General features: G+C 40.2%; 12 protein-coding genes. 2 read left to right on the plus strand and 10 right to left on the minus strand.

The window, feature by feature from the left end:
* Positions 1–23: 23 nt before the first annotated feature.
* The 5 genes from QNM18_RS01110 to QNM18_RS01130 all read right to left on the minus strand — a co-directional run bounded on the left by QNM18_RS01110 (position 24) and on the right by QNM18_RS01130 (position 7,170).
* Complete coding sequence (locus QNM18_RS01110; RefSeq protein ID WP_284136064.1) at positions 24–1,334, minus strand: sensor histidine kinase; 1,311 nt, start codon at positions 1,332–1,334, stop codon at positions 24–26.
* A gap of 2 nt (positions 1,335–1,336) precedes the next feature.
* Entirely contained in the window at positions 1,337–2,662 is a 1,326-nt protein-coding gene (locus QNM18_RS01115; protein WP_211012247.1) for a sigma-54-dependent transcriptional regulator, read from the minus strand.
* A 69-nt stretch (positions 2,663–2,731) separates the two neighbouring features.
* Entirely contained in the window at positions 2,732–5,164 is a 2,433-nt protein-coding gene (locus QNM18_RS01120; protein ID WP_284136065.1) for an ABC transporter permease, read from the minus strand.
* Positions 5,161–5,898: an ABC transporter ATP-binding protein gene (locus tag QNM18_RS01125; protein ID WP_284136066.1), complete on the minus strand. Its 738-nt coding sequence runs from the start codon at positions 5,896–5,898 to the stop codon at positions 5,161–5,163. Before QNM18_RS01125 ends, QNM18_RS01120 begins: the two co-directional genes overlap by 4 nt.
* Before the next feature lie 18 nt (positions 5,899–5,916).
* Complete coding sequence (locus QNM18_RS01130) at positions 5,917–7,170, minus strand: efflux RND transporter periplasmic adaptor subunit (RefSeq protein WP_284136067.1); 1,254 nt, start codon at positions 7,168–7,170, stop codon at positions 5,917–5,919.
* A gap of 478 nt (positions 7,171–7,648) precedes the next feature.
* On the opposite strand from QNM18_RS01130, the gene QNM18_RS01135 reads away from it, so the two are divergent.
* The gene (locus tag QNM18_RS01135; protein ID WP_284136068.1) at positions 7,649–8,440 is read left to right on the plus strand and encodes a tetratricopeptide repeat protein; all 792 of its coding nucleotides are present in this window, start codon (positions 7,649–7,651) and stop codon (positions 8,438–8,440) included.
* Positions 8,441–8,696: 256 nt separating this feature from the next.
* On the opposite strand, the gene QNM18_RS01140 is transcribed toward QNM18_RS01135, so the two are convergent.
* From QNM18_RS01140 to QNM18_RS01155, 4 genes are all read right to left on the minus strand, one after another.
* The gene (locus QNM18_RS01140) at positions 8,697–9,242 is read right to left on the minus strand and encodes a hypothetical protein (RefSeq protein ID WP_284136069.1); all 546 of its coding nucleotides are present in this window, start codon (positions 9,240–9,242) and stop codon (positions 8,697–8,699) included.
* Between the two features lie 382 nt (positions 9,243–9,624).
* Positions 9,625–10,632, minus strand: coding sequence for a DUF2235 domain-containing protein (locus QNM18_RS01145; RefSeq protein WP_284136070.1), 1,008 nt, complete (start codon positions 10,630–10,632; stop codon positions 9,625–9,627).
* 122 nt (positions 10,633–10,754) lie between these two features.
* A complete protein-coding gene (locus QNM18_RS01150) occupies positions 10,755–11,072 on the minus strand; it encodes a DUF1330 domain-containing protein (RefSeq protein ID WP_211012254.1) in 318 nt (105 codons plus the stop codon).
* A 221-nt stretch (positions 11,073–11,293) separates the two neighbouring features.
* Positions 11,294–11,446, minus strand: coding sequence for a hypothetical protein (locus tag QNM18_RS01155; RefSeq protein WP_211012255.1), 153 nt, complete (start codon positions 11,444–11,446; stop codon positions 11,294–11,296).
* 319 nt (positions 11,447–11,765) lie between these two features.
* Here QNM18_RS01155 and QNM18_RS01160 point away from each other — a divergent pair, with 319 nt between their 5' ends.
* Positions 11,766–12,344 (plus strand): nucleoside deaminase, encoded by a 579-nt coding sequence (locus QNM18_RS01160; protein WP_284136071.1) that lies wholly within the window; start codon positions 11,766–11,768, stop codon positions 12,342–12,344.
* A gap of 511 nt (positions 12,345–12,855) precedes the next feature.
* Here the strand turns inward: QNM18_RS01160 and QNM18_RS01165 are convergent.
* Positions 12,856–13,431, minus strand: coding sequence for a YceI family protein (locus tag QNM18_RS01165; RefSeq protein ID WP_023398340.1), 576 nt, complete (start codon positions 13,429–13,431; stop codon positions 12,856–12,858).
* Positions 13,432–13,442: the final 11 nt, after the last annotated feature.

Raw genomic sequence — 13,442 nt, forward strand, 5'->3', positions numbered from 1 at the left:
CAAATACGCGGTTCTATATACTATTAAGACGAAACAATGCCAGATTCTTTAAGCTCATTTGGTAACTCGATACGTGCAACAGCCCCGTCAGCATCTGTTCTGCTGTTTAAGGTCAATTCTCCGCCTTGTGCACGAATAATTTCTCTACTCAGTACCAAACCAATCCCATTACCTTGCTCTTTTGTTGAATAAAAAGGCGTAAATAAATTGTCAGTATTGCTAATCCCTTCACCATTGTCTAAAACGTCAATTTGACAAACTTCATTTTGTAAGCGTAATGTCAATTCTACCCTTTGAGAACCTATTACCTCATTGGCCTGTTGCGCATTTTTGACCAGATTCAATAGTGCTTGTTCCAATTGCTCAACGTCACAAAATAAAGATAAATTTTGCCCAGAGAGAAGCTTTACGCAAACCGAAGGAAATAACGTCTGCAAACGCAGCAATAAACCAGAAGCTGTGATGTGGCTTTTTTGTGGGACAGGTAATTGAGACAACTTCGAATAGTTAGCAACGAAGCTCAGTAAATGCTCTGAGCGCTTTTCAATCACATTCAACATGGTATCTCTGAGCTCTTCGTTCGATTGGTCCGATAATTCTTTTAGTGACTGAGCCATTGAATAAATAGGCGTCAAAGAGTTTCTTACTTCGTGGTTAAGTACTCGCACAAGCTTTTGCCATGCTTGCTGCTCATTGCGTCGCAGTGATTGCTCTATGGATACGTACACCATCAATTGGTACTTTCTCTGGCCTCGGTACAAACTGTGTTCAACAACTTTAAATCTTTGATTTTGTTTTAAAGTTTGCCACCTACCTTGCACTTGCTCCAACTTCAACTGGGCGGTACTAAACCCAGTGATGTTTTTACCATGGTAAAATGTCTCAGCCGCTCGATTGTGATGATAAACATGATAGTGATGATCGAGCACCACTATCGGCAAGTCTAGTTCGTTGATAAAATCGAAGATAAAAGTCTCATTCTGCAAATACTCTTGCCGTTTATTTTTCATGCGCTCAGCAATCGTCTTGAGGTCGACTTTAATTTGTGCAACGCGCCCTTGTTTATACTTGGCTAAATGCCATACGGTAAACTCTTCATTTGCCAATCCATCCAGTTGCACCGCAACACCATCTAAGCATCCAAAGATGCGCTGGTAAGCTTTATAAAGCGCGAATAAACTAGGCAACAAGACAACCAATATTAGCGTGAATGACGCCAAGGCACCCAACGCCAAACTAATGGACGCCCAAACAGCAAACAATGTTATGGTGCATATAGGTATGAAAAACAACCAAATTAGGCTGCCCTCCAACGAGGCTGGCCGGGTTTTCATCTTTAGTCTTTTACCTGAATGTTAAACTTATCCACGCGACGATAAATCGCTGATTTACTCAAACCTAAAAATTCTCCCGCTCTAACAACATTGCCATCAAAGTGATCAATTGCCTTGAGGATCAGTTTTTTTTCTGCTTGCTCTAATGTCATCAAAGGCAATGGCAATAATGATTCGTCACCAGGTTGAATTTGCACATCTTGAGCTTGAATGACATTAGTATCCGCCATGATCACCGCCCGCTCTAATACATGAGATAACTCTCTCATATTGCCTGGCCAGTGATAAGACTTCAGCTTTTTATAAGCTTGCTCACTCAACGATACATCCGTTCGACCGTATCTATTCATGTGTTTTGCAATGAAATGCTCAGCAAACGCAGCTATTTCATCCAAGCGTTCTCGCAAAGGCGGTAGCTCTATCACTAAGGTATTGAGCCGAAATAACAAGTCACGCCTAAACTCCCCCTGCTCGATGAGCTTATTTAAATCAGCATTGGTTGCAGAGATCACTCGCGCATTGCTGCGTTTTGATGTCGAGCACCCTACTTCTTCATATTCTCCACTTTCCAATACTCGCAATAGTTTTGCCTGCAAAGCGATGGGCAAACAGCCAACTTCATCTAGAAATAAACTTGAGTCATTGGCCAGTGTAAACCGGCCAGTGCGATTTTCTTTCGCATCTGTAAAGGCCCCTTTTTTATGACCGAACAGCTCACTTTCAAATAAGTTCTCTGGTATCGCTGCCATGTTCACACTGATCATCTCGAGACTTGCTCGTAAACTTTCATTATGAATATATTCAGCTAGCATGCTTTTTCCAGTACCGTTTTCACCGGTGATCAATATATTCGCTTCCGTTTTTGCAATGCGCTGCGCTTTTTCTAGAAGTTGTTTACTCTGCGCGCTGAAAGCCAAAAAATGTGACTGTGTCGACGTGGTTTGCAGTAAATCAGTCTGTATTGTTGCGCCTTGCACAGCTTCTAATAAACGCGCGTTTTTCCAAGGCTTTTCAATAAAGTCACAAGCCCCCTTTTGCATAGCTTGTACTGCCAAGTCTATTTTGGCCCATGCCGTGATCACGATAACGGGGATGGTGTAGTTGAGCGATTGCAATTTAGATAAAAAAGCCAACCCCTCCTGTCCTGATGTAGTGTCTTGGCTAAAATTCATATCCAGCAATATTAAATCTATTTGATTTTGCTCCAAGCAAGTCATTGCGGCACTCGGGTGCTGGGCTTCTAAACAATGAAACCCATGACTTTCAAGTACGATTCTCGCACTGAGGCGAACGTCAATTAAATCATCGACAATTAAAACTGTTTTCATATTTCCTTACTAATTATCAATTATTGTTTGGGAAGTGGGCCTGGGATCTATTTCCAAGCCCACTGTCTATTACTCTTGACGCAAAGAAGCCATCGGTTTCGCGCCCAATATTTTACTCATCGGGTATAGGGTTGCGAATAACGCAAACACAACAATACCTGCGCTCACAGCAGTCAACCACAGCGGATTAACCAACATATAGCCGCTAATTTGCTCAACAAAAAACGTGTAACCTAATACACAGACTAGGACAGCTAGGATGAAAGCAAGTGCCAATGGTAGGATAGTGTCCTGAAATAGTTGTCGATACAATCTTTTGCTTTTTGCACCTAAAGCCATACGTATACCTAATTCATAACGACGTAACCCTAGGTTGTAACTTAACACACCATAAATACCAACACCCGCTAGCACTAACGTAAACAGTGCGAGCAAAATACATAAGTTGCGAGTGATCCGCTCCATGTGTGTCATAAGCCCGTACTCCTTTTCCAAATTGGTTAAGCGCCATATCCCTGTGCGTTGATCAACACTACGAGCCGCTGTAAACAAAGTCTCTCGGCTTAAACTTTTCCCTTCTTCCATCTTGACGATATATGGAAAAGCAAAAGGTTGAGAGGCCCACCAAAAATGCCGCCCTTGATGTCTGCCGAATGATCTAGGATGATTAAAGTTCTCTGTTATGCCAACCACTTCTACCGGGTTGTCGGGGTCAAAGCTAATAAAAGTTTCGCCAATCAAGCTACCACCAGGCTTGAGTAAATCATTGACTGCTTTAGTCACTAAAAACTCATGTTTTTCACCACGCATGGCCGCTTCACTAAACGTACGCCCTTCAATGATTTTTAATCCGGTAACATCAAAATAGTCCATACCAACCCAAGCTTGAGGGATAAACACACTTTCGTTTCCTGCCATATCAGTAACTGTACTGGCTCGAGTATTGTACTGCACCGGGCTACTGCCATGAGCCACTTTCGCGACGCCATCTATTTTGTATAGCGCCTCTCTATACGCTTCAATAAATCGATAGCGCTCAGCAATGCTTTCTTCCATATCTTGGATAAATAGGTGCACCGCATAGAAGTTTTCGGTTTTACTACCTAATGGGCGATTTAATGTCTCCAGCGTTTTGCTCAGCACCATCGTTGCGCCAATTACCAAAGTTGAAGCTAAAAACAGCTGCACGGCGACCATCATCTTCACAGTTGTTGCGCTTACTTGGCTGACTGCCCCTTTGCCTGATGACTGAACCTGAGCGCGCAATTTGGTAAAATTAATAAGGCGACTTGTGATAAATGCAAATAGCCAAGCTAATAAAACACACACGAGTAAAGCACTGAGCAATACCGTACTGTCCAATGATAAGTCAGCTATCAAAGGCAAAAATCCAGTACTTAAAGAAACAAAGAGCTTTATACCCCATGCAGCTAAAAACAATGCCACCAGCACAGACGCGGTCATTAAAACCGAAGTTTCCAACAAAATGCTTTGAAACAAGACGCGACGCTTCGCACCCAAAACGGCTTGAAGCGCAAGCTGTTTGTGTTTAACAACAGCTCGAGAGACAAATAAATTGCTGACATTTAAAAGCGCAATTAAAAGCAACCCGGTTACACCGGCTAGTAACAAAATAGCAAGTTTATTGTTGTCACCCAATTCAGCTTTACGAAAACTCGTTACAATGGGCACTAAGTCTACGATATTCGGGAAACCCTCAACCCATTGCGCTTTTATTTCTTGCAGTGATTGGTGTAAATGGGTTTTTGCAGTAGCGTTGGTTTCGCCCGGCTTTAAAACTCCTATTAATTTAAGTGTGCCAAATAAGTTGTACCAAGGGCTTGGCTCGTCCTCTCGAAAATAACGTCTATCTGCGCTGAATTTAAACCAAATTTGTGCTTTGCCATCATTGAACATAAACGGGTCATTAAAATTTTGTCCAACCACACCAACAACGGTAAACTGCATCCCTTCCATCGTTATACTTTGACCTATGGCCTGTTCACTTCCGTCAAAGTAGCGCTGCCAAAATTGGTAAGAGATCATCACCTCCTGTACTTTTTCATCTAAAACCTGCACATTTGCGATATGTCGGCCGAGAATCACTGGCACTCTAAATAATTCATAGTACTCATCTGTGGCATAGGTTACATCTATTTTTGGCTGACCTGGTAAGTTAGTAACAATCTCTTGGCCAGTACTCACCGCTGCTGCTTTTTCAAATACTTGCTGTGTTTTGTACCATCGCTCTATAGATTGAAAGCTTTGATATCCCGGGCTGTTTTTATCGGCAAATACATTGTCTTGCTCGACAATAACCAAACGATCTTCATGTTCTACATTTAATGGTTTGATAAAATAGTTGCTGAATAAACTCATCACAACAAAGAAACATGCCAGCGTAAGTGATAACGTCAGTATGATTGCAACAGAAAACCCTTTTGCTTGTCTAAGAGACTGAATTGCCAATTTGAGTTGATTGGAAAACCGAATGGTATTCATGCTATCTCCCTCTTTCCAGCCACATTATCACTGTCGTTCACTTCAGACTGAGTTTGCAGCACCTCTCCATCCAACAACTTAACTTGCTGTTTCGCGTAACCTGCATAACGCGGGTCGTGTGTTACCATACAAATAGTAGTGCCTTGCTCATTCAGCGAGGCGAGTATTGCCATGACCGCATCACCATTTTTAGAGTCCAAGTTACCCGTTGGTTCATCAACCAAGAGGATGCTGGGCTCTCCGGCCAATGCCCTTGCAATTGCAACACGCTGCTGTTGGCCACCAGAGAGTTGATTGGGCTTATGGTTGGCGCGATGATCTATTTCAACTTGAGACAAAGCGCGGTTAACACGCTGTGTTATGTCTGATTGGCTCAAAGGCTGTTCTCGATAAATAAGAGGCAGAGCCACATTGTCAAAGACCGACAGCTCATCAATTAAATTAAACGATTGAAAAATAAAGCCTATATGCAAGTTTCTCAACTCTGCAAGCGTGTCGGCGTCCAAGCTTTGAGTATCCACACCCTCAATTTTATATGAGCCCGAGCTGATGTCATCCAAAAGGCCCATTAAACTTAACAGTGTAGATTTTCCACAACCTGAGGGCCCACTTATTGCAACATAGTCCCCTTTGTAAATACTTAAATTGATGTTAGTAAGTGCGTGTGTTTCAACATTTTCACTGACGTAAACTTTTGAAACGTTTGTCAGCTCGATAACAGGTGTATTAGCCATAATTGCGTCCTTTTGAATTTATTGAGTTATTTTTATTTGTTCGAGATGTTTAAAATCGGACATGTCCGAGATCACAACTTGCTCGCCGGCCTTTACACCAGTTCGAATTTCGATGGCGTTACCGGCGAGTGTACCAAACTCTATTGGGGTTTTAACTAGTTGATTTGTTTCTTTATTGAGAACGTACAAAGCCGCTGTACTTTGTTCCGCTATGTAGCTAGGCCTTTGCAGAGATAACGCCCTAGCCTTCGTTTCTGTAATGATTCGCCCTTCAATTGACAGTGCAGGCCGAGCGTTGTCTGGCAAAGCGCCTGTTAGCTCTAGTTCAATGGCAATACGCCCATCTCTAACAACTGGGTCGATGCGATTAACACGAGCTTGAACTTCTCCACTGAAGGTGTTGATAATACCAACCTGACCGATTTGCACTCTACTAGCTTGTTTTTCTGGCACTTGTAAGTCAGCCAATAACGACATCTCGCTGCCGACTAAAGCCAAAGGTGCACCAACTTGTACCGATTGGCCCTGCTCAATATTGACCTCTTGGAGCATACCGTCAATTCCAGCTTTAACTTGTAAATTACGAACGTCGGTATCCGCAGCTTGGTAACTTAACTCGACTTCTCTCATTAACTCTTGCTCAATCTGTAAGCGTTGAGTGTGAAGGGCTTTGGTTTGTTGCAGCTGTAATTGTGCAAGCTTGACTCGCTCAGTAAGCTGATTTACTTCTAGCTGTGAACGCTTATGATCAAGGGCCGATACGATCCCCTTGGCAATCAATTTTGCCTCAGCTTCTTCTCTGATCTGTGCATTGGCAAGCTCGCTTTTAAGTAAAGTTAGCTGCCCCCTTTGGGTCAACAATGCACTATGTTGACTGAGTTTGAGCGCTTCGAAGCTGGCTTTTTGTCTTGCTAGTGCAAGGCGACTACGATTGAGGGTTTGCAGTAAATCTGGATTTGAAAGACGCATAATAACGGTATCATGGCTAACACGGCTGCCGGGTAAATGGAATATCTCTTCCACTTGGGAGCGATGACTTGCAGTGATAAAGCGACTTTGCTTGGAGCGTAATTGACCGTAACCTGAAACAGCCAAGCTTAGCTGGCCGCTTTGAACTTGCGCAAAAACCAAACTCGGAGCATCTACCTCTTCACTCTTAACATCTATAAATGCGACACCTATTAGCAAGGCGCAGCTGGCAATACCGATAGCTAGCGATTTAACCGGAAATTTTCGCTGTTTATTTTTCGCAAGGGATGCTTTTATGTCCATATTTGACCTTAGTGGTTGTTTTAAAACACTAAGGCGAATTACATGCCAAAATTAAACCCATGATTTATAATAGGATTTTTATTTTGTTAGCTTAGTTCTCTTCCCACTTTTGGGAAGTTAGTTTCAGTTTTGGGATAGGTTTTATCGACGCGAATAAGTGAACTTAAGGCGCGACAACACCTGCAAATATATTGAAGTTTTGAACTTGTATTGACACAGTCTAATACCAAATTATGATGGCTTTTTTGTCACCCCTATAGAAACTTGATTACTTTAAAAGCGCAATTTTAATTGTTCATGGCTTATTGCACATGCATTGAGTAAAAAAACAACTATTAATTGGATTAACTAAAATGTTTCTTTATTTACATTGCAAGCTAGTCTAGCATTGCGTCCTATTTTTTAAGAGTGGCCTTAAAATGCAGTTTTCACTGCCATGCCGCTCACGCGGATTTGACATTAACCTAGTAGGAAACCAATGCCTAAGATTTTTACCTCGCTCCTGTTTTTGTTTAGTTCCTTGCTGTCCACTGTAGAAGCGCACGAAACATCAAAGAACACCCTGTATAAAGAGGGTGATATTTACATAAAACAAAAAGATAAATGGGAAACATTGAAAATAATCAATGTTGATCATGACAACCCTGACGACATAACATTACATGTCACTTTTTTTGAACATTCCGAAAAAAAGCCTACCAAATCAAGTGTCGAAAAACTCGGAGTTTTAGTGGGTCACACGACTTTATCAATAGCAGCACTAGCTGAAGGTTGGGAATCAATAGGAAATAAGCCAGTAAGTAAAAGAGAATTAGGCTACTTCTATCAATATTTGAAACACAATAACTTTCAAAAATATGCACATGTTACCGGGCAAAAAGTTGACGAGCTGATCGCTTTAGCAAATATAAAATATAAAGAAGCATACGCGCTTAGTGAACAAAAGAAGTTTAATGAAGCAATATCTTTATACCTAGAAGCGCTGGATATATTTCCACCTTTTTATGAAGCCATTGACAACATTGCCTTTATTTTTATGGATAATGGCGATTGTCCAGAAGCGCTCAAATACTTTGATCACTCCCTTTCTATTAACCCAAATAATGTCACTGCTCGCTACTATATGGGCCAATGTTATATTCAGCTTCGAGAATATCAAGCTGCAGCGAGTTTATACAAAGACACAATGGAACAATTCCCGGATGAAAAAGAAGCGTTTGAGAAAACCTACTTTCTCTTACTCGATGTACTAAAAGAGGCTAAAAAATAAGGGACTTCAAGGTAGGTACTAAAAACACCGTTTATTAAATTTATATTTTTTGATGTGTGTTTTCTTTAAAAAGTGAAGATGAAAAGCAATCTTTTTAGAGTGAACACACATTAATTCGAACTCTCCCTACTCAATACATTGTCACACTAATAACATACGGTACAAAGATTGCGGTTTCGAAGTTAAAAAATGCTTAAGAGCCTAGGCTCAGGAAAGTAAAAAAGCAAAGCTGAGATAGCTTTGCTTAGAAAATATGTTAGTTTGCCACAAGTATCCAAGCAGGTGAACGCCAGTAGTCAATATCAATATGTGTTCTGTCTCCTTCCCTTTCACCAGTTGTCAAATAACAACGATCCTGATTAGGGATATATTTACCAACTACTTTGATTTTACCATAACCGTTAATATACTTTTCTGCCATACAGTGATAAGAATACTCACCAGAGTCGCGCGCTCCACCAGTGATTTCTTTACCTGTTAAGTTGTAACCTCGGCCTATTCTTTTCCATGTATAGCCACCGCTAGGCGCCATTAGAATTGAGTAATCACTGTTACGCCAATTTTTTTTGTATTCTACATAGCAGTTGCCATCTGCACTTACTACACCCGGAACACGTCTGCCATCAATACAAACCATAGGGTCAAATTGATTACCATTTAATGGCGCTTTTACACCAGGGCCGTTGTAACCATTATTAATATAATCTTGCTGACTAAAAGGTACGTAATTGCCCATTGTTGCTGCTTGCACGCCAACAGTGAATAAAATAGAGGCAACACCTGCCAAGTACTTAGTTGTCATAATTTTCCTTAAATACACAATAAGTAGCATGTTTAACTATGCTAATAAATTCATCCCAAAATCGGGAAAACAAAAATAACAAAACACCCAAGCCAAGTAAATATATTTTATACAATATCCAAATGTTTTTTAATTAATTTCATTGTAAAAAAAACAATATAATTTAAATTGCAATAATTGGATTTTACTCAATAAAATTTTGATATTACCTGAAAGCTATAGGTGTGATGTGACTCGTGATTATGATGTTAACTGACAGAATAAAAATAAATTGCTGGTGATAAATGCGTGTTTTTTATTAGATACCCCACACATGTGCAAGGAGTATCTATTTAATATTTATCAAATATCATGATAGGTTTGAGTACGAAATATATGGCTGTTAGCTAGGATTACTTGTTTTTTCCATAAATTCAATTGCATTCACAGGCTGGTAGCATTCGCTTTCACAAATGCGTCGATAGACGCTATCATGCAGTGACTCATTGGTACGTTGCCCTACACCTAATTTGCGTATTTTTTCTGTAATTTTATACACCCAACTCATTGAGTCTCTATATTCATCTAAATGATAGGGTCGATAGTAAGACAAAAATCGTTCATTAAAGACTAAACCGTGCTCAGTCGCTCTCTCTTTGATCCAATGCAGTGAGATGTTAGCAAGCCCATCTTGTGAATACCCACCGCCTACATTACTGTGGCTACCTGCAAACCATTTTTGCTCCAGAGTTTGAGTTGAACCTTCTGGCAATGTCCAAATTGCAGGTTTAAAAGGCCCTCGTTTTTCATCAATGGCCAGAGCGTGATAAGCATGCTCAATGTTGTCTGTTAGACTGACATCATGAAATTGATAGCGGCGATTAATTAAATCAAAGTCGAATGGTAAACCTAGCGCGCCAACTGTATCCCAAACTCCTACGAACTTAATCGATACGTCTGTACATTTGTGTTCTGTTTTGAATGCATCGACTTCAGTGTCAGATGCCCTATTACGGTACAACCTGTATGCTTCTGGCATATAAAAAGCGTGGTCTTTAGGTAACAACCCTATTTTATTGATAAGCCCAATCACGCTTCGAATGGTATATGCGCCTCGGCTAAAACCAAAGCCATAAATCTCATCACCTGGCTGATAATTTAAAACCAAAAATTGATAGGCACGAAGTACATTTTGCGATAGGCCGAGGCCAAAACCGCCTCCTAGAATTTTATCCATTCCCCAATGTGTACCGACGCCTTCACTATAGTAAACAACTTGATGAATGCCATTTGGACAAACTTGTTCAACACCTCGGGCCAACTTAACAACATTGGTTGGTTTTCTTTTACCACGATCATATTGCGCAGGCTTATTCCACGTCCCATCCATACACAACACCAATCTTTTCATCACTTTTCCTTTTAAAATCAGCACGATTAAGAATTGACGCTAAGATACAATTAAACTCATTGATAAAAAAGGGCAATTTTCGCCTTTACTTTAAATTAATCAAACTCGCTAGACATTCAATGCTATGCGTCTGATTCAACTATTTCGTACTCGCGAATAATGGTGATATCTCTGACTGATGGCGTAAAATACTTCGCCTTTACGACTTGATACTCTGGCGCATTAAAAAATGATGTCATGACGTTTTTATTTGGGAACCGAATAGTAAATACACGGTTGATGTTTTGCGTAACTTCGCTTTTTAGCACTTCTTCAATGCGGAAGTCATATCCGAATTCACCACCCATTGACACTAAAACTGGTTTCATCGCTTCACGATAATCACTATATAAGTTATCGTCCTTCACATCTAAGCCTACCAACATTTCATAGATTGCCATACTTTTTCCTTCTGTGTTCAAACCCGGTATTGCTGCGCAAAGAAACACTCGCCGAACTGGTGATTTCTATTACTATTGTTGATCTAGTACTTACCTAGCCTGTTCGTCGCATTCATCACATTGACTCCAAACAGTACTTTCCTTGCTTTAAACCTAATTGACATTAATACCTTGGTGCTATTTCCCGGGGTAGATTGGAGGTGAGACCACCTCCGAAGTATTTATTTAATCACGTCTGTATCACAGAAGATCAAAATGGAAGTAATGCCTTTTATCTCAGCTCCACCTGCAATCTTTTTTGTATCCTGTGGGGTTAAATGTGTATCTGCTACTACAAGCTTTTTTAAGTTTGCTTTTTTTAATACTGGTTTCATTTTTCTATTCCTTGTTTATTTTTAAAGTGTTGATTTATTATGTTTTTGTTTAATTTTAAGTCAATGTTATTTTGATACTCTTTGATTTTCAACATTTATCTTTGAATTTTTCACTGTTGCTTCAGCCTTTTATTATTTATCGGCTTATTTGATCTGAACACGCAAAAGGTCTGAAGTTCACGTATTTAGGAAACAGAGTCTGTCATGAACGAAATACACCATTCCAGATTTTGTACTGAGTATTATTGTCACAACCTTCACAATTGCTCCTCAATGATCTTTTATATAGTACTGTAATTGTATTTTTTTGGACAAAAGCATGATAGCGCCACTCTTTAAACACGATACCCAAATTAATGATGCTTCGCTCAACGTCATTGCCCATATGCCCACAGCGAGTTTATCAACTTTAATGGCTAACGAGTTTGCCTTGAAGCTTAGTGATACTGACTATATGCGAATCGCAGTGCTGCTTGCGAAAAAAAGTTATGACGAAGGCGGTTGCCCCATTGGTGCAGTAATTGTCAACAATCATACAAAGGAAATTGTGGGTAAGGGACACAATACACTCGTGCAAGAATCCCATCCTTACAACCATGGCGAAACTTCTGCAATTAGAGATGCTGGCAGGATAGACTTTTCTCAGACGACCCTATACACCAGTTTAAGCCCTTGTGATGTATGCGCCACCTTGTTATATATGCGTGGGTTTAATCGTGTGGTGGTTGGCGACGTAAGCAACGCCTGTGGCAATGAAAGGCTATTGAAAGAAAAAGGCATTGTTGTCGACATCCTTGAAGACCAGATGGGCATAAGCCAATACGCTCAGTTCAGAAAGGAAAAGCCGAACCAAGATCTAGAAGACTGGCAAGGTTTAGCCGCAATATCTAAATCGTAACTAAGACCAAATGCACATATTTCAAAATTGGCCTTTTTGGTCGTCCAGCTAATTTTGTTGCAATTGAACTCTCAATTCTACGATAAATGACGAAAGTTTTTTAATTCCAGTTTCATTAACCTAAAGGCATTTATACTTTTAGGTTACCCTCTTTCACACTACAGAAAAGCCTAAGTTAAGCCATTTATTCGGTATTTCAATTTTATCGTATTAAGCTATGAAACCATGGGGCATAAGAAGCATCTTGGCAGTGTTGATCATTTATATTTTGCTTATCTTAATGACTGCTTTTGTCGATAACCCAGCGAAACACAAGCTTTAACCATATGGTTTAAGATACCTGTCTTTAACGTATTATTGTGGTTTATCTTTGGACCTCTTTGGTCCATGATCTTTTTTAAACGCTGCTCAAACTAACTGTTTATAGTAAGTTTGGGATGGGTTTATAACAAAAGGCGTGCTGTCAGAGTTAACTAGCAATCAACTCTGACATCAAGTTTGGCATCAGCCGTTAAAGGCGAATGCCTTCAATATGTAGCTCTAAAGTCACATGGGTTGATGCAGGACCAAGGTTATAATCAATACCAAAATCTTTTAGCTTTAGCGATGTTTCACCAGAGAAACCTACACGGTAACCACCCCAAGGATCTTTACCTTCGCCAATTTTTTCGACTGGGAAAGTAATCGTTCTTTTAACACCGTTTAACTCGAGTAAGCCTGTAAGCTTAGCTTCTGTGTCGCTAACTTGCTCATACTTAGTGCTTTCAAAAGTTGCTTTTGGAAACTGTTTGACGTTCAAAAAATCTTTGCCACGAAGGTGCTTGTCACGCTCTGCATGGTTCGAGTCAATACTTGCTGTATTGATCACGATGTTAATTTTTGAATCATTCGGCTTATTTTTGTCATAGTTAAACTTGCCGTCAAAATCGTTAAATCTACCCGTCAACCAGCTATATCCTAAGTGCTTAATTTTAAAATTGATGAAAGCGTGTGCTCCCGCTTTATCTACTTTATATTCTGCGGCGTTTGCAACGCCCGACATCACTAAACCAGTTGCTAAAATCGCACTAACGATACGCTTTTTCATATATTAACCTC

The organism is Pseudoalteromonas obscura, from assembly GCF_030135505.1.
Taxonomy (GTDB): domain Bacteria; phylum Pseudomonadota; class Gammaproteobacteria; order Enterobacterales; family Alteromonadaceae; genus Pseudoalteromonas; species Pseudoalteromonas obscura.

Coding starts and splice junctions, on each gene's coding strand:
- QNM18_RS01110 (WP_284136064.1), bottom strand. CDS start 1,334: ATGAAAACCCGGCCAGCCTCGTTGGAGGGCAGCCTAATTTGGTTGTTT.
- QNM18_RS01115 (WP_211012247.1), bottom strand. CDS start 2,662: ATGAAAACAGTTTTAATTGTCGATGATTTAATTGACGTTCGCCTCAGT.
- QNM18_RS01120 (WP_284136065.1), bottom strand. CDS start 5,164: ATGAATACCATTCGGTTTTCCAATCAACTCAAATTGGCAATTCAGTCT.
- QNM18_RS01125 (WP_284136066.1), bottom strand. CDS start 5,898: ATGGCTAATACACCTGTTATCGAGCTGACAAACGTTTCAAAAGTTTAC.
- QNM18_RS01130 (WP_284136067.1), bottom strand. CDS start 7,170: ATGGACATAAAAGCATCCCTTGCGAAAAATAAACAGCGAAAATTTCCG.
- QNM18_RS01135 (WP_284136068.1), top strand. CDS start 7,649: ATGCCTAAGATTTTTACCTCGCTCCTGTTTTTGTTTAGTTCCTTGCTG.
- QNM18_RS01140 (WP_284136069.1), bottom strand. CDS start 9,242: ATGACAACTAAGTACTTGGCAGGTGTTGCCTCTATTTTATTCACTGTT.
- QNM18_RS01145 (WP_284136070.1), bottom strand. CDS start 10,632: ATGAAAAGATTGGTGTTGTGTATGGATGGGACGTGGAATAAGCCTGCG.
- QNM18_RS01150 (WP_211012254.1), bottom strand. CDS start 11,072: ATGGCAATCTATGAAATGTTGGTAGGCTTAGATGTGAAGGACGATAAC.
- QNM18_RS01155 (WP_211012255.1), bottom strand. CDS start 11,446: ATGAAACCAGTATTAAAAAAAGCAAACTTAAAAAAGCTTGTAGTAGCA.
- QNM18_RS01160 (WP_284136071.1), top strand. CDS start 11,766: ATGATAGCGCCACTCTTTAAACACGATACCCAAATTAATGATGCTTCG.
- QNM18_RS01165 (WP_023398340.1), bottom strand. CDS start 13,431: ATGAAAAAGCGTATCGTTAGTGCGATTTTAGCAACTGGTTTAGTGATG.